This window comes from Streptomyces sp. NPDC002994, assembly GCF_040611155.1.
Lineage (GTDB): Bacteria > Actinomycetota > Actinomycetes > Streptomycetales > Streptomycetaceae > Streptomyces.
Genome location: NZ_JBEXNQ010000005.1, coordinates 295,976 through 317,298, shown reverse-complemented (window position 1 = coordinate 317,298; position 21,323 = coordinate 295,976). Strand labels below are relative to the sequence as shown.

Below are 21,323 nucleotides of genomic sequence, written 5' to 3'. Positions count from 1 at the left end.
CCGTGGCGGCGGAAACAGGTGCCTCAGCCGCCCCCAGCCGACCGATCTCCCCCTCCTGCCGAGCCGATGGGCCCGCCACCCCAGCGGCACCTGCCGCACCCACCGCACCGGCGGTCCCAACCGTCGTCCGTTCCGTCCCGCCAGCCTTCCCGCCTACGGGTGGAAACGCTCCCGTGGTGGTGATCGGGCGAGGCCGCTGTCGAACACGCCTCGGATGCCGCCCGGCGCGCTGTGCTATTCCTGGGCAGTGACGGCTTCCGAGATATCCAGCGGGCCCTTTGAAGTGGTGCTGTGCGACCTCGACAACGTGATCCGTTTCTACGACATGGCACCACTCGCTGAGCTGGAACGTGCTGTGGGACTGGCCGAGGGCACCACCGCAAAGGTGGCCTACGCCCCTGAAATAGACCTGCCGCTCCTCCTCGGCAAGATCACCAAGGACGAATGGGTGGGCTCCATCGCGTCGGCGCTCTCCGATCAGGTACCGCAGACGCACGCCTGGGAGCTGGGGATGGCTCTTGCCGATGCTCCGTTTCGGGCCGACGACGTGGTGGTGGACCTGCTGCGTCGGGTGCGGACACACATGCCCCTGGTCCTGGTGACCAACGCGACTCTGGAGTTGGAGCGCGACCTTGAGTCGATGGGGTTGGCGGATCTCGCGGACCACGTTGTCAGCAGCGCCCGGGTGGGCGTGGCCAAGCCCGACCGGGCGATCTACGAGATTGCAGCCGAGCGGGCAGGAGCCGCCGCCAACCGGTGCCTGTTCGTGGACGATCGGCTGGAGAACGTCCAGGCCGCCCTCACGCTCGGGATGACCGGTGTGCACTTCCACGAGCCTGCCGACCTCCAGAACGTCCTGGGCTTCGTGCTCGACGGCTGAGAAGCCCCCTCTTCGGCGGTGCCGGCCTGGTGGAAGGCCGGGATTGATCACGCCGGACCGCCACCCCCATGGCAGCTACCTGTTCGGCGAAACGCTCCCGCGACGGCCGGAAGCGACACGGCCGAGACGGATGGGACTGATCACGAGTGGTCCTTACGAGCGGGACCCTCCGTATGAACCCATCAAGCGGGCCAGTTGTCGGCCCGTCACCCGTAGTGGTTCCTCGCTGCGGTTGACCTGGGCCGTCACTTCGGCGCCTTCCAGGGCGCTGATGACGGTGGTCGCCAACTCCCGGGCGTCGCGGGCCTGGAAGCCGGAGCGCAGGAGCTTGTCGGTAACCATTTGCTCCCAGCTGCGCAGCGCGTCGGCGCATACCTGCTGGATCTCGGATTCGGTCCCCAAGGTTTCCAGTGCCGCTGCCGTGACCGGGCAACCGTCGGTCCAACCCGACTCGCGCAGCCCTTCGGCGAGCTGCCGCGCACATGCCTCCACGGCCGCGCCCGGGTCCTCCTCGCTGTCCAGGGCCTCGCGGAGGACCGCTGCAAACTCCTGGCCGCTGTACTTGATGGCGGCGACCGCAACGGCCTCTTTGCCGCCCGGGAAGAAGTGGTAGACGGAGCCCAGTGTGGCCTCCGCCTCCTTGGCGATCTGCTTGATGCCCGTACCGACGTAGCCCTGGCGCTGCAGGAGGCGCGCGGAGGCGATGACGATCCGGTCCCGAGTGCTGGCTTGTCCCATGTGCACACTCTACTGGTTAGAGCGTTCGTTTTAGAGCCGTGCTACATTGCCTCCACGCTCTGGATAGAGCGATCGTTTTAGTCCGTACTCGTGAACACGTACAGCGGAGGTCTTCCCCATGAGCAAGCAGCCCGTGACCGTCATCGGACTCGGCCCGATGGGGCAGGCGATGGTCCACGCCTTACTCGACGAGGGCCACCACGTCACCGTCTGGAACCGCACCGCGTCCCGTGCCGATGCCCTCGTCGCGCGCGGCGCCGTACTCGCAAAGAGCGTCGAAGACGCCCTCGCCGCCAATGAGCTGGTCGTCCTGAGCCTCACCGACTACGACGCGATGTACGCCGTGCTGGAGCCGGCGTCTCACGCCCTGACCGGCCGTGTGCTCGTCAACCTCAGCTCCGACACCCCGGAGAAGACGCGCGCCGGGGCACGGTGGGTGTCCGCGCATGGCGCGGTCCACCTCACCGGTGGCGTCACCGTCCCGCCTTCCGGCATCGGGCAGCCCGAGTCGTCCACCTTCTACAGCGGTCCGCGCGAGGTGTTCGAGGCGCACCGGTCCACCCTCGAAGTCCTGACCGGCACGGATTACCGGGGCGACGATCCCGGCCTGGCGGCGCTCATGTACCAAATCGGCATGGTCATGTTCTGGACGTCCATGCTCAGTTACTGGCAGGCCATCGCCCTCGCCGACGCCAACGGCCTCACGGCGGCGGACGTCCTCCCGCACGCCGCCGAGACCATGACCGGGATGCCGGGCTTTCTCTCTTTCTACGCCGAACGCATCGACGCCGGCGAGCACAGTGGCGACGTGGACCGCCTCGCCATGGGCATGGCCAGCGTCGAACACGTTCTGCACACCAACGCCGACGCGGGCGTCGACACAGCGCTGCCGGCCGCCGTGGCCGCTCTGTTCCGGCGCGGCATGGACGCCGGGCACGCGGCGGACAGCTTCTCCAGTCTGGTGGAGCTAATGAAGACGGCCAAGGCGTAGTCGCAGCTCGACAAGGTATCCGTTGCTGCGACTCAACCCCACGCACGGCGATGACGGAACGCTGCGGGGGCCGAGGCGGTGGAGGCTGCCGGGCTGCCGCCCCATCCACTCCTGCCGCACCAGCAGGACCTGCTGCCCCGACAGTCGTCCTGTGGTGGGTTAGTCGCGTTCCGATGCTTCGGCTGAAGCCCATCCACGACGAAAGCGGGACTGCTGTGGGTGAGACACCGGCTCATGGCGGCGCTCCGGACCGCAGGGGTCGTGCTCGACGGCACACCGCGCGTCGACTGGGGGAGGCGAAGCAGTCGTGGTCGCTGGGGTTGGTGGGCCGTCGGGCATCGGCATCTGGTGGATTAGGTGCACGCCGAAGTCCGAGCCGGGCTGTTGGCGCGCAATGAAACCGGCATGTGACACATGTCGAGCCCTTCCCGATGCTCCGAAAGTAGGGCAAATGGGATGCCCTGGTTCGTCTTCTGCCGGGTTCGTCCCATCCACCTGGTTAATAACCGGGACCGTTCCCCAGTCGTGGCCGACGTGCCGCCGCACCAGCCACACATCAGCAGGACGTCGTCCCACCATCCCTGCCCGTCTCATCAGCCTCACCGCCCAGTCGGTCCCTCGCCCACCGGCCCGCCGTGATCACGCCCCGAGGCGGCCGAGCCCGCCCCACCGGGTGCCGGTGGGGGCCGGTGTGACTGGTGGGCCGTCGGGAGCCGCCTGCCTGCGCCGCGCCATTGGCTGCAACGAACCCCCACGCATGGCGCACGTCGAGGCCTCTCGCAGGGGGTGAAAACGGGGTGAAAAGGGCGCGCCTGTGTGTCATGTGCTGAGTTCGTCCCATCCCGCCGGTGCGGGAGCCGGGACAAAGCCCTACACGCCGACCGAGAGTCGTCAACTTGTTCATCTGTCCGGCCGAGAGTGTCGGCTGTCCCACTGGCGGGCCGAGAGCGTGCGCCGCCCCTACCGGTCGGGCCGGAAGCTTCGAACCACTGTTGGCTTGGCCGGGAGTGTCGAGCCAGCCTGCGAGCCCGGTCGTTTCATTCGGCCAGGCCGTCGGCAGGACCCACCCGCCCCTGGGCGCCCCTCCACCCACTCACATCAGCAACCTGCTTGCTGCCCAGCCGGCCACCGGCCGGGGTGGACGCCACACCCGGCTGAGTCACCCCATTCAACTGTCGCGTCACATCCGCGCAGGTCAGGAATCCGCAGGTCGACTCGGTCGGTCGGTCGGCCGTCCGCCTGCGTGGGTGCTCGTGTGCGTGGGAATGGGGGTGTTGCACCAGCGGCCGTTCCTGCGGTCGCTGGGGCTGGGGCCGGGCCGCCCCATAGGCCTCGTGCGCCCCACCCACCGGGCCGCAAGCCACCAAGTCGACCCGCGCCGCTTCCCCAGTCCCCGTGCAGGGCGTTTTTCTTTGGGCCGTCCCCGTATGAGCGTTAGCGGTGGGCCGGGGCGGCGGGTCAAGGGTGGGCCGTAGGTCCATCGCGTAGCGACGCGACGCAGGAGCGCCCTTGACGCGGCGTCACGGCCCACCGACACTCGAGCGCTCGGGACGGCCCGAAACCCCCAGAAGCGATCCTTGGTTACGCCCCCCGCCCTCGCGCTACGGGGTCGGTGACACCGGCGCGATCGTCTCTTCTGCAGGGGGTGCGGCGGATGCCCGCGTCGCGGCCGTACCACCGGTTCCCTCTCCCCGGGTCAGGCCCCTGCCTCTGCCCCTGCCCCGGCCCCGCCCCCTCCCCAATCGCGACACCAGTGGCTCCGTCCACCGTGCCGCCAGCGGGCCCAGGATCACCAGGATCAGGACGTACGCCGTGGCGATCGGGCCGATCCGGGGCTCCGTCGCGACCGCCAGGCCCGCGATCACGATCGAGAACTCGCCCCGCGCCACCAGCGCCCCACCCGCCCGCAGCCGGCCGCGCGAACCGATGCCGGCCCGCCTGGCGGCGTACCAGCCCGTGGCGATCTTCGTGACCGCCGTCACGATCGCCAGCAGCAGCGCGGGCAACAGCACCGGGGGGATGTCCGCCGGGTCGGTCGACAAGCCGAAGAAAACAAAGAAAACGGCTGCGAAAAGGTCCCGGAGGGGAGTGAGGAGTCGCCGTGCGCCCTCCGCCACGTCCCCCGACAGCGCGATGCCGACCAGGAACGCGCCTACCGCCGCCGACACCTGAAGCTGCTGCGCTACCCCTGCCACCAGCACCGTCAGCCCCAGCACAACCAGCAGCAGCATCTCCGGGTTGTCCGACGAGACCGCCCGGCTGATCAGGCGCCCGTGCCGCAGCGCGACGTACAGGACCAGCCCGACCGTACCGAGTGCGATCACGAGCGCCACGCTCCCGCCCGCCAGGCCGACGCCCGCGAGCAGCGCGGTCAGCAGGGGCAGGTAGACCGCCATCGACAGGTCTTCCATCACCAGGATGCCGAGGACGACCGGCGTCTCACGGTTACCGAGGCGCCCCAGATCGGTGAGGACCTTGGCTATGACCCCTGACGAGGAGATCCAGGTGACACCCGCCAGCGCGACGGCCGCCACCGGGCCCCAGCCGAGGAGGATCGCCGCGACAGCCCCCGGTGTCGCGTTGAGGACGAAGTCCACCGCCCCCGACGGGTATTGGGTCTTGAGGCTGGTCACCAACTCGGAGGCGCTGTACTCCAACCCCAGCAGAAGCAGCAGCAGGATGACGCCGATCTCGGCGCCGACGGCTATGAAGTCCTCGCTCGCATTGAGCGGCAGCAGACCGCCGTGTCCGAAGGCGAGCCCTGCCAGCAAGTAGAGGGGTATGGGGGAGAGGCCGACGCGCCCCGCCAGTCTGCCTATCAAGCCGAGGGCCAGGATGAGCGAGCCGAGTTCTATCAGCAGCGCGGTGGTGTTGTGCACGGCTCAGCCCCCCGACATGATCTCGACGAGCGCGTCGACGCCCTCGCGGGTGCCGACGACCACCAGCGTGTCCCCGATGGAGAGGCGGAAATCCGGCCCGGGTGACGGTGTCGCCGCCGTTCGCTGGAGTACGGCGACGATCGACGCGCCGGTACGGGTGCGCGCCCGGGTGTCACCGAGCGGCCGTCCGGCGTACGGCGACTTGCTGCTCACCTGGATGTGCTCGGTGACGAGATCGATCCCATCCGTGCGTACGGCGTCGATGGGCGCCGCGTCGATCAGGTGGGCGAGGGCCGTGGCCTCGTCGGTCGACAGGGGTACGGAGAGCAGGCACGCGTCGGGATCGTCACGGTCGTAGAAGCCGATGAAGCGCCGACCGTCCTTGTGTACGACAACCGAGATGTGCTGGCCGCTCTCGGTGGTGAAGTCGTACTGCGTGCCGACTCCCGGCAACGTGGTGCGGCGCGTGCCCATGGTCTGCCTCCCGGTCTGCTGCCCGGCCGCGGCACGTATGGGCTCCCGGGCACGGCGGCCGAAAACGCACAAACGCACACAGAGCGACCGGCTACTTTGCCATGGCATTACCCTACTCCGGACGTGCGCGGGGCTCCTGTTGGGCGTATCGGCCGGACAGACAGATGCGCAGCTATGGCGCACGCAGCTCAGGCGCATGCAGCTCGGGCGCGACGAAGGCGGCGGCCTCCCCCGCCGGGGAGCGCCGCCGCCTCGCGTGCCGCTACAGGTCGAACTCGTGCGGCGGGAGGTCGAGCGTGAAGCACGCCTCCCGTACGACGGCCTGCTCGGCCTTGTCGAAGTCGCCGTCGGCGCCGCCGATGACGATGCCGATCTGAATGACGGCGCGCGCCTCGGCCGGCTTCTTCTTGGCCTTGGCGACCTCCTGGAGCACGCTGACCTTGCCGAAGGCGAAGTCGGTCGTGAGCTTGTTCAGGTAGTCGTCGAAGCGGCGCTGGAGGTCGTCGGCGGCGAAGTTCTTCAGCACCTCGTTGGTGGCGATGAGTTGGGCCACCCGCTGGCGCTCGGCCGGGTCGATGGTGCCGTCGGCGGCGGCGACCAGGGCGCACATGGCCATGCTTGCGTCACGGAAGGAGCCGCTCTTGAGGTCGTTCTTCTTCGCCTCCAGCTGGGTTTGCATCGTCTGGGCGGATTCCTTGATGCGGTCCCACAGGGCCATGAGAACTTCAACTCCGTCTGTGTGTCGGTCGGGCTTGCGCGGGCTCGTTTGCCCGCACGTGACTTCTACAACCCAACAGAAGCTATCAGCGGGGGCGATCGACCGACGGGTCCGCTTCGCCGCCGCAGCTGTTGTCACTGGTGTCGCCACCGGTGCTGCTGGTGTGGTTCGGGGCGTCTGCTTCACCGGCCGCGTTGGAGTGCTGCGGCTCGGAGGAGCGGGCGACTTCGGCGCGCACCATGGCGTTCAGGGCGGCGTACGGGTCGATGTGCATGGTGAATGAACGTCCTTACGTCGAGGGTGATCGTGATCGTGATCAGCTCAGGCGCCGAAACGGCGCCGGCGCAGGCGGCGGCGACGGCGGCGGCTACGCACGGTCGTCGGCCACCGGCCCCCTCAGCAGCGCAGAACCACCCACCGCTGCACCGCGCAAGCCGCCGGCACATCGACCGGCACGTTCCTCCGCCCGACCGGGCGGAGGAACCGCCTCCTGTCCCCCGTACGCCGGTACGACGCCTCCGCCCCCACCGCCCGGCCCCTGTTCCTACTCCTCACGCGCGCCCGCCGGGCACCCCGGGCGCTCTCACCGGCTCCGCGCACTTCACTGTCGACGGCGTCCGAGGGCTGGCACTCGCCACCCCCGAGAGCTGACTCGGCGACCAACGCCACCTGCGCCCGGGCCGGTACGGACCCGCCCGACCCGCCCTCGCCCAGCACCACGGCGAACACCACGGCGAACACCGCGGCGAACATCAGCGGCGCCGTCAGCGCGCCGCTGCGCGTCGCGCGCTGGACGTGGCACATGGCAGGCATGTGCCTCTCGTCCCACGGGCGGGCCGGTTCATAGCCGTACGACGCCCAAGTACCCTCCACCGGGCTAGCGGCGTAAGACTTTCGTCACGGAAATGCCGAGGTCGGAGCGGTCTTTGGGGCGTTGAATGGACGCATGAGGCACATACTCCGCAAGCCCGTGGTCATTGGAATACTGCTCGTCGGAATGCTGGTGGCGGGCGTGGGTCTGTACTGGTTCCAGCCGTGGAAGCTGTGGGTGGACGACACGGTGCAGGACGAACTCCCCGCCGCGGCCCCCGCCACCCAACCGCCCGCCACGCCGGACGCCACGCCCGCCCCGTCCAGCCCGCCCGCCCTGCGGACCCTCGCCTCCGGGACCCTGATCAGCCACGAGCACCGCACCAGCGGCACAGTGAAGGTCATCCGGCTCCCCGACGGCTCCCGCACCCTCCGCCTGGAGAACCTCGACACCAGCAACGGCCCGGACCTGCGCGTCTGGCTCACCGATGCGCCGGTGAAGGAAGGCAAGGACGGCTGGCACGTCTTCGACGACGGCAAGTACGTGAGCCTGGGCAAGCTCAAGGGCAACAAGGGCAACCAGAACTACGCGCTGCCCGCCGACCTCGACCTGAAGGGCCTCACGAGTGTCAGCATCTGGTGCGACCGCTTCGACGTCTCCTTCGGCGCCGCGAAGCTCGCCGCCCCCGCATAACAACTTAAGACTCAGCCCGGCAGCCCCATCGTGAACGCCACAACACTGCCGCCACCACCAGCACCACTCAAACCACCAGCACCACCACCAGCACCAGCACCACCACTCCCACCCGTAATAACCAGCCGATCAGTAATGAGCCGCGTAAGCCAAAGCCCCCGCCCGCAGTGGCTGCCGCCCAGACCCGGGGCCAGGTCCGGGATCACAGACGGTGCGAAGCCGGGCCCCGAGTCGCTGATCGTGCATTCGAGTACCCCGGGAGAACGGTGCAGCAGCAGCCTGCCGCGCCCCCCGCCGTGCTCGACGGCGTTCGTCGCCACCGCGTCCGCCGCGAGGACGAAGTCGCCCCGCCGGGGCTCCGCCAGCCCGGCCCAGGCGGCGTACTGGTCGACCAGTACGCGCAGCCTGGGCACGTCCTCCCCGGTGAAGTCGAACTCCAGCAGCCGCTCCTGCGGCCCGCCACTGTTGAGGTGCACCCCTTCGGTCACCATTCCCGGACCGCCTCCGTCAGCGTGAGGCGCCGGACCTGCTCCGAGCCGAGTCTGCGCAACAACCCGGCCTGCGCGGCGCCGCACCGGACCTCGACGCCGTCGTGCCCGGCGGCCCCGGCGATGTGGTCGATGAGGTCGAGGGCGCACCGTACGCCGAGAAAGTGCAGAGGCATCAGATCCACCAGCAGCCGCCGGATCCCGGCGGTCCGCCCCAGTGCGTCGCGCAGGGCGGTCAGGAAAGGGTCACGGGTGGCGTGGTCCGCCTCGCCCGCGAGTCGGACTGACCCCTCGGAGTGCACAATCCGCAGCTCACCGAGGGTGTCGAGAAGTGACCGGGGATGCGCGTCCGACATGGCGTCGAGTACGTCGTCGTCGAACGCGCGCCGGTCGTAGGAGCAGATCTCGTTGTACGGCCGCCCCTCAAACAAATGCTCGGCGTGGGATTCGCGGTACATCATCGTCTCGACGTCGGCGTCGAGGTCCGCCACCCAGTGCATGTCGATGAATGCCCGCAGCCCCTGGTAGCCCTGCGCGACGGCGAGCGCTGTCTCCTCGCGGAGACGCTCCCACTGCCGCTCGGGGGTGAAGCCGCGGTCGGGCCGGATCAGTGCGCGCATGCTGCTGTGGGTCAGCTGCCCCCGCCCGCGGGCCTCGGCGAGCAGCCGGCTGGTGCCGTCCAGTCGCGTGCGTACGACGTCGGGGTCGAGCTGCGGCGCTGCGAAGATGATCACTTTCTCACCGCGTGCCAGTCCGGTGCGGGTGTACGTGATGAGCGCGTCCCAGTTGGTTTCGTCGTCCTCGTAACTGAGAAACGCATGGTCACCCGCTCGCATGCCCTGTACGGGCATGAGGCCCGGATGCGCGTCTGCCCGCTCATGCATCGCTTCTGAGGATCCCTTCTTACTCTCTGTCCAACCATATGGATAGCGGAAGGAGTTGAGTAGCCGTCACCGAAGTCGCGCGACGGCACCCGAATGGACCGGCGGCTGATCGTGATCACGTGACACGAACGGCAGTTCGGCTTACGCTCACCGCACGGCATCGCGTGTCGGTCACCGACTGGGTGAGGCATGGAGGTAGCCCGTGAGTTTGCCTTACGGAGGCATTCCACAGTGCCAGTACAGCTGAATCACACCATCGTTCACTCCCGGAACAACCGGGAATCCGCCGAGTTCTTCGCCCACGTCATGGGCCTGGAGATCTCGGCCGAGTGGGGCCCGTTCATCGCCATAGAGCTGAGCAACGGCGTCACCCTGGACTTCGCGACCATCCCGGCGGAGTCGATCACCGTCCAGCACTACGCCTTCCTCGTCACCGAGAAAGAGTTCGACGGGATCTTCCAGCGCATCCAGGACGCCGGAATCACGTACTACGCCGATCCGCACGGCAAGCAACCCGGCGAGATCAACCGCAATGACGGCGGTCGCGGCGTGTACTTCACGGATCCTGCCGGCCACGGCTTGGAAGCGATCACCCGCCCGTACGGCAGCGGCGGCAAGGAAGACTGAGAACCCACAACCAGCGGGGTCAGGAGGCAGCGCTTCCTGACCCCTTCGGGCCGTAGTGGCACAGGAACATGTCCACTCCACCCGTGATCAGGCGCTCCGTAAGACCGTCGTCGATGTCCGTGCCGTACGCACTGAAGACGATGTGCGGGAAAACCAGCAGCGAGTACAGCTGGATGATCGCCACCTCCACATCGACGATGACGAGCCGCCCCTGGTCGGCCAGGCTGCGCAGGGCCGCCGCGACGGCCGGATGGTGCCCCTCCGGCCCGTGGCCCTTCCATGCCTCGCCCAGTTCCGGGAAGCGGTGCAGCTCGGCGGCGACGAGGTTGCGCAGGGCGATGACGTCCTGGTTGGTCCTGACGGCGTTGACCCAGGCCCTCGCGGCCTCGACAAGCGCGGTACGAAGATCCTCGGCCTCGGCGAGCCCTTCCAGAGCAGCGGCGGACGCGCTGCCGAGCGGCTCGTCGAGGGCCTCGGTGATGACCGCCGTGAACAGCGCTTCCTTGCTGCCGAAGTGGTTGTAGACCGTCACCTTGGACACGCCCGCCCCGGCGGCGATGGCGTCCATGCCGACCCCGAAGCCCTCGCGCAGGAACGCCTCACGGGCGGCCCGGACGATCGCCTGCCGCTTGAGGGCGGCGCGGGGCCCGCTCGGGGACTGCTTGCTGTCCAAACTCATGCCCAACCTTAACACTCAACTGAACTGAACAGTTGAGTTCATATGAACTGTTCCGTACAGTACAGTTCATGCCAATCACCAGAGCACCAGCCCCACCCATCACCACCACCACCAGCCCATGGCTCACCCTCTCCGTACTGGGCGTGAGCCTGTTCGTAGTCGGCCTGGACACCACCGTGCTGAACGTCGCCCTGCCCACCCTCGTCAGCGAACTGGGCGCGACCACCAGCCAGCTCCAGTGGATCGTCGACAGCTACCTGCTCATGGCGGGCAGCCTCGTGCTGTTCTGCGGAAGCCTCGCGGACCGCCTGGGCCGCAAGTGGGTGTTCATGACCGGCCTGGCCCTCTTCACCGCGGCCTCCGTGGCAGCGGCGTACGCCGGATCCGTTACGACGCTGATCGTGGCGCGGGGCGTGATGGGCGTCGGCGAGGCGCTGATCATGCCGGCCACGCTCGCGGTCATCGGGAACGTCTTCCCGCGCGGCGCCGAGCGTACGAAGGCGATCGGCATCTGGTCGGCGGCCGTCGGCGTCGGAACGGTCGTCGGCCCCATGGCGGGCGGCTGGCTGCTGAGCCACTTCTGGTGGGGCTCGGTGTTCCTGATCAACCTCCCGATAGGCATAGCGGGCCTGGTGGCCGCCGCGTACCTGGTCCCGAACTCCCTCTCCCCCACCCCCACCCGCCCGGACGTACCCGGAGCGCTCCTCTCGACGGCAACCGTCGCCACCCTCCTGTGGGCGGTGATCGAGGCCCCGTCCCGCGGCTGGACCAGCCCCGCGATACAAACCGCGTGCGCAGCCGGCGCACTGCTCCTCACGGCCTTCATCGCCCGTCAGCGGTCGACCACGGCCCCGATGCTGCCCCTGCGCATCTTCCGCAACCGGTCCCTCGCATCGGGCGACGTACTGATCCTGCTCGGTTCCTTCACCCTGATCGGCACGCTCTTCGTCACCGTCCAGTACCTCCAGTTCGTCCTCGGTTACGACGCCGGGCAGACCGGCCTCCGGCTCGGCCCGGCAGCCCTCGCGCTGTTGATCGCGGGCCCGCTGGCGGGCGTACTGGCGCCGCGTATCGGCGTACGGACCATCTCGGCGACGGGCCTGGCCCTGCTGCTGGCAGCGGCAGCCGTCCTGGGCACGACCACCCCCACCGACGGCTACGCCCGCGTACTGACGGCGATGCTGCTGCTGGGCGCGGGGGCCGGGTTCGTCATCACGTCCACCAGCGACGCGATCGTCGGCTCCCTCCCGGAACCGGACCTGGGCGTCGGCTCGGCCACCAACAGTGCGTCCATCCAACTCGGCTCGGCGATCGGCGTCGCGGTCACCGGCAGCCTGCTCTCCGGCGGCTACCGCACAGCCCTCACCGAGTCCCCGCACAGCGGCGCCGTACCCCCGGAGGCTCTGGCGGCCGCCCGGGAATCCCTGGGCACGGCATTGGCGACGGCCCGCCACCTGCCACCAGAAGCGGGCCAGGCCTTCGCCGACGCGGCCCGCCGGGCGTTCGTGGAGGGCATGGCCCCGGCGATGGCCGCCGCAGCAGCGGCAGCAGCCCTGGGCGTAACAGCGGCCCTGATCTTCGCCCCCCGCACCCCCACCACCACTCCCACCACCCCCACCACACTCAAGGACTAACAATGCCCACCCAGCCCAACCCAGCCCCCACCCCGCAGGACCCGCCAGCCCCCACCCCGCAGGACCCGCCAGCCCCCACCCCGCAGGACCCGCACCCCAAGCAGGTATCGCCTGGCCCCCCGCCCCCCATCCCGGTTCCGCCCGGTCCCGGGCAACGCATCCCGGTGCCAGGAGGGGACGTGCCGGGGCGCTCCCCGCAGGGCGTCGAACGCAACGAGCCCGAAGAAACAACGCGCTACCCGAACGTTCGGCGCCCGAGGAGACGCCGCGGCGCGGGACCGACCCCAGAGCCCCAGGAAGCAGCAACCGCCCCCCGCCGCTGGGCCATGCTCGCCGTAGTCTGCGTGGCCCAGTTCATGCTGATCCTCGACGTCACCGTCGTGAACGTCGCCCTGCCCGACATGGCAGCCGACCTCCGCCTGGACCGCCCGACGCTGACCTGGGTCGTCACCGCGTACACCCTCTGCTTCGGCGGCCTGATGCTCCTGGGAGGCAGGCTGAGCGACGCCTTCGGTGCCCGCCGCACACTCGCAGCCGGCCTGGCGCTCTTCACCGCAGCCTCCCTGGCCACCGGCCTGGCCGAAACCGCCCCCACCCTCCTCGCCGGCCGCACAGCCCAAGGCATCGGCGCGGCCCTGCTGTCCCCGGCCGCACTGGCCCTCCTCACGACCACCTTCCACGGCAAGGAACGCAACAAGGCGCTGGGCGTATGGGCCGCCATCGGCGGCACCGGTTCCGCCGCCGGTGTCCTGCTCGGCGGCGCCCTGACCGCGGGCCCCGGCTGGCAGTGGGTCTTCTACGTCAACGTGCCCGTCGGCCTCGCCCTGCTGGCCGCCGTCCCCGCCCTGGTCCCGCCCCGCGCCCCCCAGCCGACCCGGCTCGACCTCCCCGGCGCGCTCCTGGTGACCGCCGCCACCGGCGCCCTCATCTACGGCCTGGTCAAGGCAGGCGACACCGGCTGGACGGCCCCCGCCACCCTGATTCCACTCGCCTCCGCCGCCGCCCTCTACGCCCTCTTCGCCGCCGTGGAACGCGCCACCCACGCCCCGCTCATGGACCTGAAGATGTTCACCCGGCGGCCGGTCCTCGCGGGCGCGTTCCTGATGCTGATCGCGACCGCGCTGCTGATCGCGTTCTTCTTCCTCGGCTCGGTCTACCTCCAGCACGCCCGCGGCCTCAGCCCACTGCGCACCGGCCTGGTATTCCTGCCGGTGGCAGTGGCGACAGGCATCGGCGCTCACCTCGCATCCCGCCTCATCAGCGGCATCGGCAGCCGTACGACCGCGGTGACGGGCCTGGCGCTCGCGGCAGCGGGAACGGTCCCCCTCACCCAACTCACCGCAGACGGCAGCGTGTACGCCACCCTCCTCCCGGGCCTGGTCGTCGCGTCCCTGGGCCTCGGCGCCGTCTTCGTCACCGCCACCACGACCGCGCTGGCGATGGTGGAACACCACGAGGCGGGCCTTGCCTCCGCAGTGGTCAACACCTTCCACGAGGTGGGCGGCTCGATAGGCGTGGCGGTGGTCTCCACGATCGCGGCCGCCAGCATCCAGGGCCGCATCGAGGGCGGAGCCCAAAGCGTCACAGAGACCACCGGTTTCACCAACGCGTTCACCGTTTGCGCCCTCGCAGCCGCCGCGAGCGCGGTCATAGCCCTGGCTCTTGTCCCCCGGGGGAAACCGAGGATGACCGGCGGACCCCACGTGCATTGAATCTCGAACTCCCCTGGAATTTCACCGCAATCCGTACGCACGCGCTAGCCCTCATTACATCGGGCGAACGTTGTAAGGCCCCGTCCGGGCAGGCGCGTATAAAGGTTGCCGGACGAACTCGGAGGAGCGACGAGTGGCCAGTGCGACAGATGCCGTCAGCACGCTGATGGTGGAGAAATTCGGAGTTGACCCAGCGGCCGTCCGCCCCGAGATCCCACTCTACGAATTGCGCATGGATTCCCTCGCGCTGGAAGAATTCCGCATCCTCATCGAGGACCAGCTGGAAATCGACCTGGAAGACGCGGCGTTGACGACGCGCAACACCGTGGGCGAGCTCGTCGAGCTCGTACGCAGAAGGACCCTCGGATGACCAGGCCGGCGACCCCGCCCTTCACGGCGGCCGTGACAGGACTCGGCCTGGTCACAGCGGCAGGGGTCGGCGTCGACGAGGCGTGGCGAAACGTCACGCGCGGCGAGGTCCGCGGCTCCTCCGTGGGCCCGCGCGAGGAACTCCGTGACTTGCCCTGCGACTTCATGTACGCCATCCCCGCCGAAGACCTCGACACGGCGCAACTCCTGGGCGTAGCGGCCCAGCGTCTGATGGACCGCTTCTCCCAACTCGCGGTACTGGCCGCCCGCGAGGCAGTCGCGGACGCCGGCCTCGACCCGTCGGTCTGGGACAGCGGCCGGGTAGCGGTGGTCGTCGGATCCGCCCATGGAGGCCTCCCCTTCTACGACGACCAGCACGCCGTACTGTCCGCGAAGGGCCCGCGCCGGGTGTCCCCCAAGCTCGCCCCGCTGACCGTGGTCAACAGCGCGGCCAGCAGCGTCTGCATGGACCTCGGCGCACGCGGCCCGAGCATGGCTGTCTCCACCGCCTGCTCCTCCGGCACCGTGGCGATCGGCACCGCACACCAGATGCTGCGTACCGGCGCCTGCGACATCGCCATCGCCGGCGGCGCCGAGTCGGTCTGCTCGCGCTTGCTGATCGCCAGCGCCTGCCAGATGCGAGCGGTGTCCACCCGCCGCGACGCCCCCGCCGCGGCCTGCCGCCCGTTCGACGCGGACCGCGACGGCTTCGTCGTCGGCGAGGGTTCCGGCCTGCTGGTCATGGAACGCCCCGAGCACGCCGCCGCGCGCGGCGCCCGGATCCGGGCGGGCATCGCCGGTTACGGCGCGTCCAGCGACTCGTACTCGGCCGTCGCTCCCGACCCCGAGGGCAAGGGCATCGAAAGCGCGCTGCGGGCCGCGCTGACGGACGCAGGCGTTACGCCGTCCGACATCGGCCACGTCAACGCGCACGGCACGTCAACGGTGTTCAACGACCTCATCGAGGCGACGATGCTGCACCGCCTCCTGGGCGCGGACCCACTCGTCACCTCGACCAAGGCCATGACGGGCCACACCCTGGGCGCGGCCGGCGGCATCGAAACCGCTCTGACCGTACTTGCCCTCGAAAACCAACTCGTCCCGCCGACGGCCAACTTGGAGTCGCTGGATCCACGCATCCCGGTGGAGGTGGTCGCGAAGGCCGCCCGTCCCGCCGCGTTCGACTGTGCCGTCAAGACATCGCTCGGCTTCGGCGGCCACAATGCCGCGCTGGTCCTCACGCGCAGCCACCTGTGATCCGCACGTCGAGAGGGAGAAGGAGCATGCCCGAGGAAACGGTTCGCTCGCTGTCGGTGGACGGGCTGCGCTACTCCTACCGCCTGCTGAAGCGAACCGGCCCGGTCACCGGACCGAGCACGGAACCGGGCGCCTCGGCCCGGTGGCGAGCGTGGTGACCGCGGACCTGCCCGGCATGGGCAGCGCGGCGCCCCTGCCGCCCGGCCCGGGATGGGACATCCTGTGCACCGCCATGGGACGGCTTCGCCACGCTGGTGACGGAACCACTGATGTGTCTCGACCCGGGCCGGTACGTCCGGGACGCCGACCACTGGGTCGTACTCGAAAAGGCCGAGGAGGTCGCGGACTTGACGCTGCGCTTCTTCAGAGCGCGTGCCCGATCGCAGCAGCCTCGCGTGACCTGTGACGGCCCGCGCCGTTGGCAGGTCATGAAGAATCGAAGCGCGGCCGCCGCTGCCGTATCGCTCGTCGCCGGTCTGGCGGCGGCTCTTGCCGGACCGGCACAGTCGGCTCACGCCGATCCGCCCGACGGGCGACCGGCCGGACTCCTGACCGTCCTTCCGGACGTCGGCGAAGACAGCTTCCAGGACTTCCACAAGGCGATCCACTACTGACGGAGCGTGGGGGAAAAGTTGCGGAGCGTGTCCACCGGTTGCACGGTGGCGTTGTCCCCACTCTCCAGGGACCCACCCCTCACGTAAGGACTCTTCGCATGCGCATTTCCCGGACCGCCGGTTTCGTCGTTTCCTCCGTGGTGTGCGGGGCACTGGTGTTCGGCTCGGCCGGAGGCGCGATAGCGGCCCCGGTGCCGGCCGCGCTCGCCTCGGACGCCTCCGCTGTCGAAGACCCGCTGCCGGATGCCGCCAAGTTCACCGCCCAGGTGAAGCTGCTCAGGAACATCGACAGTGTGCTGACCCCCGTGGCCGACCTCCTCGACGCCGTCATCGCCGCCAACGGCAAGTTGTCACCGGCCGAGATCGCCAAGCACATGAAGGCGATCGAGGAGGCGCTGAAGGACCTCCCCAAGGCCTCCGGCTCGGCCTTGGAAGTCCCCGCCGGTCCCGCACCGGCCCTGCCGCCCGTGGTGACGCCCCGGGCCGACGCGGGCCAGGACCTCAAGGTCAAGGCGGTCGCTGATCTGCGTGCCAAGGTCGACGTGCTGCTGAAGGCCGCGGAGGCGGGTGACGCGGCGAAGGTGACAGAGGCTGTCGTGGCCACGATCACCGCCACCCTCAACGTGATCGTCAGCATCGTCGTGGGCGGCGGCCTCCCGGCTCCGAACCTCGCGGGGCTGCCTCCGCTGCCCAAGGTCCCGGGGGCCGCTGAAGTACCGAAGGCTCCGGGCGTCGCTGAAGTACCGAAGGCTCCGGGCGTCGCCGAAGTACCGAAGGCTCCGGGCGTCGCCGAAGTGCCGAAGGCCCCCGGCACAACCGGCTGACGGCCCGCGCCTCCAATACCCGGTTCTCCCTGTGGGGGAGGCCGGGCATTGGTGTGCGGAGTAATTGAATGTTAGGGCGTTCGGGTGACGGTGGAAAGATAGCTTCTTTTATGGGGTTTCCTCGGTGGAAGCGGATCGTTACCGATGACGACGGCGACGCTACGGGCGTGAAGAAAACAGACTCGTGCAGCGCGAAGGACGTGGCTGTGTGGGTGTCGCCGCCGGAAAGGTTCTTAAAGTGAAGTACATGAAGAGCGCCGCATTCATCGCCGGCTCGCTCCTGGCCGTCGGTGTCGCCTCCCCGGCCGTCGCCGATGCCGGAGCGAACGGGGATGTCAAGGGCAACCCGGGTGTCATCTCCGGCAACAACGTTCAGGTTCCGATTCACGTCCCGATCAACCTCTGCGGGAACACCATCAACATCATCGCGCTCCTGAACCCGGCCTTTGGCAACGAGTGCATCAACAAGTAGTTCCCAGTCCGAACCACTAGGTGTTCGGTCCCAGTTGGCCCCCCAGTGCACCCCATGCGCTCGGGGGCCAACTGAACCTCCCTCATCGCGTGTGAGCAATCGGCTCGCCCGCACGTATGAAAGACAGGGAACGGCAAAGTGCGACAGGTTTTGAGCAGAGGCGTGTTCGCCGCGGCGGCGGCCTCCGGGCTCCTCGCCATGACCGGCGGCTCCGCTCTCGCGGACTCCGGGGCCGACGGGGATGTCTCCAACTCGCCGGGCGCTGCGTCCGGCAACAACGTTCAGGTCCCTGTGGACGTTCCGGTGAACGCGTGTGGCAACACCATCAACATCATCGCCCTCCTGAACCCGGCCTTCGGCAACGAGTGCGCCAACGTCGACCACTCGACCAAACCGTCCAAGCCTGGCCACGGCAAGCCCGGGCACGGTCGCCCCGGCCCCGGCCCCGGCCAGCCCCCTGGTGACGACAGGCCCGGCCACGGGAACCCTCCTGGTGGCGGCCACCCGGGTGAGGACCGCCCGGGCGGGGGCCACCCCGGGGGCGATCGCCCCGGTGGCGATTACCCGGGTGACGATCACCCCGGCGGGAACCACCCCGGTGAGGAGCCGCCCGTTGCCGGCCACCCCGGTGGCGAGCCGCCCCACAGTGGGCCGCCTCGCCATGAGCCGCCTCGGGCGGAGCCGCCTCGCCATGAGCCGCCCCGGGCGGAGCCGCCTCGCCACGAACCGCCTCGGAGCGAGCCGCCTCGGGCCGAGCCGCCCCGGCACGAGCCGCCTCGCCACGAGCCGCCTCGGAACGAGAACCCCGATGACGAGCCGTGCGACGAGGACTCCGGCGAAAAGCCCCCGGCTGAGCAGCCTCCCGGCCACACGCCGCCCCGCAACGGCCCTCCCGCTGAGGTCCCGCCCCGGCACCAGCCTCCGGCCCACGAGCCCCCGACCGCCGAGCTGCCCGTCGACGAGCCGTCCGTCAACGAGCCGCCCGTGGACGAGCCTTCGGCCGTCGCGCCGGCCGCGCGAGTGCTCCCGGCCGCGCACGTGGCCCCGAGCCTGGCCGACACGGGCGCCGGTGAGCTCGGAGTCGCCGCTGCGATGTCCGCCGCGCTGCTCGGCGGCGGTGTGCTGATGTTCCGCCGGAACAGGGCCCCGCAGGCCTGAATCGCAGGACGCCGAGATGTTCGATGGAGCGGGTCCCCCGGGCCCGCTCCATCGTCATGTCCGGCCACTTTCCAGCCCCCGCATCCGAGTGAATCGGCAAGAACGGCGTACGGTTTCAGTTTCTCACCGTCCGGGCCTTCGTTAGTCCTGGTGTAAGTGACATGGAACAGCAGCGTCGGAATGTCACGGGATTCGTAGTTCGCGGATTACGCCAGCACGAAGAGGGATTACTGGAATGACGTACATGAAGGCCGCCTCGGCCATTGCCGTTTCGATGATGGCCGCGGGAGCGGCCGCAGGAGCGGCGTCTCCGGCCGTCGCTGCCGACTACCAGTCGATGAGCCTGAACGGCGGCGTGCAGCAGCTGACTGACGCTCTGAACACCCACCAGCCGGTGGACTCCACCGTCCAGCCCCTCCTGCACACCGCGACCGACACCGCCCAGGCCGTCAACGAGGCCAGGAACGGTGACCCGTCGAAGCTGATGGGCACCGCGGTGGACACCGGCAAGGCGGCGGCTCCGATGATCGGCGGCATGCCGCTCGGCGGCTGAGGAACGCCGGCGTTTCTCCTGCGGTGCCGGAAGGCCGGTGCGTACACCCATGACTGGTGTACGCGCCGGCCTTCCGGCATGTACGTCCGCCTGTAAGCCCCGTTACGCCCCTCTGTACGCAGCAGTGCGCCCCTGACCGTGGTCAGGAGCGCACTGGGATTCAGACCGCGACTGCGATCAGCGTTCGTTCGACGCGCCGTTGCCCGCGAGGAGGTTGTCCAGGATGTGCGAGAGCGCCTCGTCACCCTTGTTCTGGGTGGAGTTCTCGACGCACTGCTGCTTCTGATCGGCGGACAGGATGTCCTGAACGCCGACGTTGATCAGGGCGACGACGTTCTGGACCTCCTGGATCGGGACAGCGATGCACGGCTTGTTGAGCGTGCCCTGAACCAGGCTCAGCTGCGGGCTCTGGTCGCCCTTCGTGACGGAGTTGCCGTACTTCTGCACGGATCCGTTGCCACTTGCGTTCGCGGCTGTGTGGTCGTCAGCTGCCGCGATCGCCTGCCCGGCTCCGGCGGCGCCGAGCCCGACTACAGAGACAGCAATTGCCGCCGTGGTCATCATCTTCTTGAGCATTTGATTTCCTTGTCAGTCCGGTACGCAGGGATCTGCGTCAGGCTCAACTCCGTTGGCATGGATTGGTTGCGTGTATTCACCCGAATGGTATTCGCGGCCTTTCTGTGGCAATCCTGTGCCGCCAAATGGGTGACGCGGGAGAACTAACCGACTGTTAGGGAGTTGGTCAGTGAGCCTCACCCCGGGGTACGACATGGAAAGAGGAAAACAGTGATCAAGAAGGTCATGGCTACCGCTGCCGTCGCCGTCTCCGTCATGGGCCTCGGTGCCGCGGCCGCCCCGCAGGCAATGGCGGCTGCTGACGACCACGAGGTCCGCACCGCGAGCGGCAACGGGTCGAAGCAGATCTACGGCAACTCCTCCACGTACGGCGACATGAGCCCGCAGATCGGCCTCATCCAGGGGTCGTTCAACAAGCCGTGCATCGCTGTCCCGTTCCAGGAGGTCCAGAACGTCGTGGGTCTGATCAACGTCGGCGTTCAGGACATCCTGTCCGGCGACCAGAAGCAGCAGTGCGTCGAGAACTCCACCCAGAACAAGGGTGACGAGGCGCTCTCGCACATCCTGGACAACCTCCTCGCGGGCAACGGCGCCGACAACAGCTGATATCGCTCGGCGGCGGCCCGGTCACCGCTCCCCCTCCTGGGCGGTGGCCCCGAGCCGGCGCCCGGCCGGACGCGGTGGAGACCCCAGCCACTCCTTCCGCCCCTGGCCACAGCCTTCAGGCCCTGCAGACGCAATTCATCTGCAGGGCCTGAAGGCTGTCGATGGGCCGGGATTACTTGCGCAGAGTGGTTACCGGAATCACGCAGTGCGCGGAGGCCGCGAGTACCTCCTCGTTGCCGACGAAGGCCTTCAGGTCCTCCGCCTCGACGGGGACGCCGGGGGTGCCCTCGGGCCAAGGGCGGGTCGTGAAAATGAAGTGCGCGTGCTTGCGCTTGAGGGCCGCGGCGGTCCACTCCTCGGGTACGAGGCACTGGACCCTCAGGCTCGGCATCATCAGTGACACGCTGCCGTTCTCAAGGAGGAGGGTGACCGGTTCCTTGGACTTGGAGGCGTCGAAAATTCCCTCGCCGACCGGCAGGCCGGTCTGTTCGAGGAGCAGCCGGACGGCCTTCTCGCCGGCCTCGGGGCCGGCCGATCCGTCGCCGAGGGAATAGGCGAGGAGGAAAGCCATGTCACGGCCGTCGTCGATATTCTCGCCGGACCAGGCGATTACGGAGATCGTGCCCAAGTGACTTTGTTCGACAGCGGGTTCAGCGGTCTGTGAGGTCATACAGCGGGACCCTAAT

The 21,323-nt window shown here is 69.0% G+C and carries 26 protein-coding genes; 15 read left to right on the top strand and 11 right to left on the bottom strand.

Annotated features, from left to right (window positions below):
• Positions 1-214 precede the first annotated feature (214 nt).
• Complete coding sequence (locus tag ABZX79_RS08840; protein ID WP_355253628.1) at positions 215-880, top strand: HAD-IA family hydrolase; 666 nt, start codon at positions 215-217, stop codon at positions 878-880.
• Positions 881-1,033: 153 nt separating this feature from the next.
• Here ABZX79_RS08840 and ABZX79_RS08835 read toward each other — a convergent pair whose 3' ends face one another.
• The gene (locus ABZX79_RS08835) at positions 1,034-1,618 is read right to left on the bottom strand and encodes a TetR/AcrR family transcriptional regulator (protein WP_355253626.1); all 585 of its coding nucleotides are present in this window, start codon (positions 1,616-1,618) and stop codon (positions 1,034-1,036) included.
• A gap of 118 nt (positions 1,619-1,736) precedes the next feature.
• Between ABZX79_RS08835 and ABZX79_RS08830 the strand changes: the two genes are divergently transcribed.
• Complete coding sequence (locus ABZX79_RS08830) at positions 1,737-2,609, top strand: NAD(P)-binding domain-containing protein (RefSeq protein WP_355253624.1); 873 nt, start codon at positions 1,737-1,739, stop codon at positions 2,607-2,609.
• A gap of 1,601 nt (positions 2,610-4,210) precedes the next feature.
• On the opposite strand, the gene ABZX79_RS08825 is transcribed toward ABZX79_RS08830, so the two are convergent.
• The 5 genes from ABZX79_RS08825 to ABZX79_RS08805 form a co-directional block, all read right to left on the bottom strand.
• On the bottom strand, positions 4,211-5,488 hold the full coding sequence (locus ABZX79_RS08825; protein ID WP_355253622.1) for a cation:proton antiporter: 1,278 nt from the start codon (positions 5,486-5,488) through the stop codon (positions 4,211-4,213).
• Positions 5,489-5,491: 3 nt separating this feature from the next.
• Positions 5,492-5,962 carry a TrkA C-terminal domain-containing protein gene (locus tag ABZX79_RS08820; protein ID WP_355253620.1) on the bottom strand — a complete coding sequence of 157 codons (471 nt, stop codon included), beginning with the start codon at positions 5,960-5,962 and terminating at the stop codon, positions 5,492-5,494.
• 262 nt (positions 5,963-6,224) lie between these two features.
• Positions 6,225-6,680 (bottom strand): TerB family tellurite resistance protein, encoded by a 456-nt coding sequence (locus ABZX79_RS08815; RefSeq protein WP_355253618.1) that lies wholly within the window; start codon positions 6,678-6,680, stop codon positions 6,225-6,227.
• Between the two features lie 85 nt (positions 6,681-6,765).
• Positions 6,766-6,954: a hypothetical protein gene (locus ABZX79_RS08810; protein WP_355253616.1), complete on the bottom strand. Its 189-nt coding sequence runs from the start codon at positions 6,952-6,954 to the stop codon at positions 6,766-6,768.
• Between the two features lie 122 nt (positions 6,955-7,076).
• The gene (locus tag ABZX79_RS08805; RefSeq protein ID WP_355253614.1) at positions 7,077-7,493 is read right to left on the bottom strand and encodes a hypothetical protein; all 417 of its coding nucleotides are present in this window, start codon (positions 7,491-7,493) and stop codon (positions 7,077-7,079) included.
• Between the two features lie 133 nt (positions 7,494-7,626).
• Between ABZX79_RS08805 and ABZX79_RS08800 the strand changes: the two genes are divergently transcribed.
• Positions 7,627-8,184 (top strand): DM13 domain-containing protein, encoded by a 558-nt coding sequence (locus ABZX79_RS08800; protein ID WP_355253612.1) that lies wholly within the window; start codon positions 7,627-7,629, stop codon positions 8,182-8,184.
• Between the two features lie 11 nt (positions 8,185-8,195).
• On the opposite strand, the gene ABZX79_RS08795 is transcribed toward ABZX79_RS08800, so the two are convergent.
• Positions 8,196-8,675, bottom strand: coding sequence for an ATP-binding protein (locus ABZX79_RS08795; protein ID WP_355253610.1), 480 nt, complete (start codon positions 8,673-8,675; stop codon positions 8,196-8,198).
• Entirely contained in the window at positions 8,669-9,556 is an 888-nt protein-coding gene (locus ABZX79_RS08790; RefSeq protein WP_355253608.1) for an MEDS domain-containing protein, read from the bottom strand. The genes ABZX79_RS08795 and ABZX79_RS08790 overlap by 7 nt, the downstream gene beginning before the upstream one ends.
• Before the next feature lie 231 nt (positions 9,557-9,787).
• On the opposite strand from ABZX79_RS08790, the gene ABZX79_RS08785 reads away from it, so the two are divergent.
• Positions 9,788-10,183 carry a VOC family protein gene (locus ABZX79_RS08785; protein ID WP_355253606.1) on the top strand — a complete coding sequence of 132 codons (396 nt, stop codon included), beginning with the start codon at positions 9,788-9,790 and terminating at the stop codon, positions 10,181-10,183.
• A 19-nt stretch (positions 10,184-10,202) separates the two neighbouring features.
• Here the strand turns inward: ABZX79_RS08785 and ABZX79_RS08780 are convergent, their stop codons facing one another.
• Positions 10,203-10,862, bottom strand: a complete 660-nt coding sequence (locus ABZX79_RS08780; protein WP_355253604.1) for a TetR/AcrR family transcriptional regulator — start codon at positions 10,860-10,862, stop codon at positions 10,203-10,205.
• Positions 10,863-10,930: 68 nt separating this feature from the next.
• On the opposite strand from ABZX79_RS08780, the gene ABZX79_RS08775 reads away from it, so the two are divergent.
• The 10 genes from ABZX79_RS08775 (at position 10,931) to ABZX79_RS08730 (ending at position 19,455) form a co-directional block, all read left to right on the top strand.
• On the top strand, positions 10,931-12,496 hold the full coding sequence (locus ABZX79_RS08775) for a DHA2 family efflux MFS transporter permease subunit (RefSeq protein ID WP_355253602.1): 1,566 nt from the start codon (positions 10,931-10,933) through the stop codon (positions 12,494-12,496).
• Between the two features lie 326 nt (positions 12,497-12,822).
• Complete coding sequence (locus ABZX79_RS08770; RefSeq protein WP_355253600.1) at positions 12,823-14,208, top strand: MFS transporter; 1,386 nt, start codon at positions 12,823-12,825, stop codon at positions 14,206-14,208.
• A gap of 133 nt (positions 14,209-14,341) precedes the next feature.
• Complete coding sequence (locus ABZX79_RS08765; protein WP_355253598.1) at positions 14,342-14,578, top strand: acyl carrier protein; 237 nt, start codon at positions 14,342-14,344, stop codon at positions 14,576-14,578.
• Positions 14,575-15,834, top strand: coding sequence for a beta-ketoacyl-[acyl-carrier-protein] synthase family protein (locus ABZX79_RS08760; RefSeq protein WP_355253596.1), 1,260 nt, complete (start codon positions 14,575-14,577; stop codon positions 15,832-15,834). The genes ABZX79_RS08765 and ABZX79_RS08760 overlap by 4 nt, the downstream gene beginning before the upstream one ends.
• Before the next feature lie 26 nt (positions 15,835-15,860).
• Positions 15,861-15,992: a hypothetical protein gene (locus ABZX79_RS08755; protein WP_355253594.1), complete on the top strand. Its 132-nt coding sequence runs from the start codon at positions 15,861-15,863 to the stop codon at positions 15,990-15,992.
• A 111-nt stretch (positions 15,993-16,103) separates the two neighbouring features.
• Entirely contained in the window at positions 16,104-16,448 is a 345-nt protein-coding gene (locus tag ABZX79_RS08750) for a hypothetical protein (RefSeq protein WP_355253592.1), read from the top strand.
• Positions 16,449-16,546: 98 nt separating this feature from the next.
• Positions 16,547-17,272: a hypothetical protein gene (locus tag ABZX79_RS08745; protein WP_355253590.1), complete on the top strand. Its 726-nt coding sequence runs from the start codon at positions 16,547-16,549 to the stop codon at positions 17,270-17,272.
• A 238-nt stretch (positions 17,273-17,510) separates the two neighbouring features.
• Positions 17,511-17,744 (top strand): chaplin, encoded by a 234-nt coding sequence (locus tag ABZX79_RS08740; protein ID WP_355253731.1) that lies wholly within the window; start codon positions 17,511-17,513, stop codon positions 17,742-17,744.
• Between the two features lie 150 nt (positions 17,745-17,894).
• A complete protein-coding gene (locus ABZX79_RS08735; protein WP_355253588.1) occupies positions 17,895-18,902 on the top strand; it encodes a chaplin family protein in 1,008 nt (335 codons plus the stop codon).
• 235 nt (positions 18,903-19,137) lie between these two features.
• Positions 19,138-19,455, top strand: a complete 318-nt coding sequence (locus tag ABZX79_RS08730) for a hypothetical protein (RefSeq protein ID WP_355253586.1) — start codon at positions 19,138-19,140, stop codon at positions 19,453-19,455.
• Between the two features lie 177 nt (positions 19,456-19,632).
• Here the strand turns inward: ABZX79_RS08730 and ABZX79_RS08725 are convergent, their stop codons facing one another.
• Positions 19,633-20,031, bottom strand: coding sequence for a rodlin (locus ABZX79_RS08725; RefSeq protein WP_355253584.1), 399 nt, complete (start codon positions 20,029-20,031; stop codon positions 19,633-19,635).
• A gap of 210 nt (positions 20,032-20,241) precedes the next feature.
• Here ABZX79_RS08725 and ABZX79_RS08720 point away from each other — a divergent pair, with 210 nt between their 5' ends.
• Positions 20,242-20,637: a rodlin gene (locus ABZX79_RS08720; protein ID WP_355253582.1), complete on the top strand. Its 396-nt coding sequence runs from the start codon at positions 20,242-20,244 to the stop codon at positions 20,635-20,637.
• 172 nt (positions 20,638-20,809) lie between these two features.
• On the opposite strand, the gene ABZX79_RS08715 is transcribed toward ABZX79_RS08720, so the two are convergent.
• Positions 20,810-21,307 (bottom strand): DUF5949 family protein, encoded by a 498-nt coding sequence (locus ABZX79_RS08715; protein WP_355253580.1) that lies wholly within the window; start codon positions 21,305-21,307, stop codon positions 20,810-20,812.
• Between the last annotated feature and the right edge of the window lie 16 nt (positions 21,308-21,323).

Coding starts and splice junctions, on each gene's coding strand:
- ABZX79_RS08840 (WP_355253628.1), top strand. CDS start 215: ATGCCGCCCGGCGCGCTGTGCTATTCCTGGGCAGTGACGGCTTCCGAG.
- ABZX79_RS08835 (WP_355253626.1), bottom strand. CDS start 1,618: ATGGGACAAGCCAGCACTCGGGACCGGATCGTCATCGCCTCCGCGCGC.
- ABZX79_RS08830 (WP_355253624.1), top strand. CDS start 1,737: ATGAGCAAGCAGCCCGTGACCGTCATCGGACTCGGCCCGATGGGGCAG.
- ABZX79_RS08820 (WP_355253620.1), bottom strand. CDS start 5,962: ATGGGCACGCGCCGCACCACGTTGCCGGGAGTCGGCACGCAGTACGAC.
- ABZX79_RS08815 (WP_355253618.1), bottom strand. CDS start 6,680: ATGGCCCTGTGGGACCGCATCAAGGAATCCGCCCAGACGATGCAAACC.
- ABZX79_RS08810 (WP_355253616.1), bottom strand. CDS start 6,954: ATGCACATCGACCCGTACGCCGCCCTGAACGCCATGGTGCGCGCCGAA.
- ABZX79_RS08805 (WP_355253614.1), bottom strand. CDS start 7,493: ATGCCTGCCATGTGCCACGTCCAGCGCGCGACGCGCAGCGGCGCGCTG.
- ABZX79_RS08800 (WP_355253612.1), top strand. CDS start 7,627: ATGAGGCACATACTCCGCAAGCCCGTGGTCATTGGAATACTGCTCGTC.
- ABZX79_RS08795 (WP_355253610.1), bottom strand. CDS start 8,675: ATGGTGACCGAAGGGGTGCACCTCAACAGTGGCGGGCCGCAGGAGCGG.
- ABZX79_RS08790 (WP_355253608.1), bottom strand. CDS start 9,556: ATGCATGAGCGGGCAGACGCGCATCCGGGCCTCATGCCCGTACAGGGC.
- ABZX79_RS08780 (WP_355253604.1), bottom strand. CDS start 10,862: ATGAGTTTGGACAGCAAGCAGTCCCCGAGCGGGCCCCGCGCCGCCCTC.
- ABZX79_RS08775 (WP_355253602.1), top strand. CDS start 10,931: ATGCCAATCACCAGAGCACCAGCCCCACCCATCACCACCACCACCAGC.
- ABZX79_RS08770 (WP_355253600.1), top strand. CDS start 12,823: ATGCTCGCCGTAGTCTGCGTGGCCCAGTTCATGCTGATCCTCGACGTC.
- ABZX79_RS08760 (WP_355253596.1), top strand. CDS start 14,575: ATGACCAGGCCGGCGACCCCGCCCTTCACGGCGGCCGTGACAGGACTC.
- ABZX79_RS08755 (WP_355253594.1), top strand. CDS start 15,861: ATGCCCGAGGAAACGGTTCGCTCGCTGTCGGTGGACGGGCTGCGCTAC.
- ABZX79_RS08750 (WP_355253592.1), top strand. CDS start 16,104: ATGTGTCTCGACCCGGGCCGGTACGTCCGGGACGCCGACCACTGGGTC.
- ABZX79_RS08745 (WP_355253590.1), top strand. CDS start 16,547: ATGCGCATTTCCCGGACCGCCGGTTTCGTCGTTTCCTCCGTGGTGTGC.
- ABZX79_RS08730 (WP_355253586.1), top strand. CDS start 19,138: ATGACGTACATGAAGGCCGCCTCGGCCATTGCCGTTTCGATGATGGCC.
- ABZX79_RS08725 (WP_355253584.1), bottom strand. CDS start 20,031: ATGCTCAAGAAGATGATGACCACGGCGGCAATTGCTGTCTCTGTAGTC.
- ABZX79_RS08715 (WP_355253580.1), bottom strand. CDS start 21,307: ATGACCTCACAGACCGCTGAACCCGCTGTCGAACAAAGTCACTTGGGC.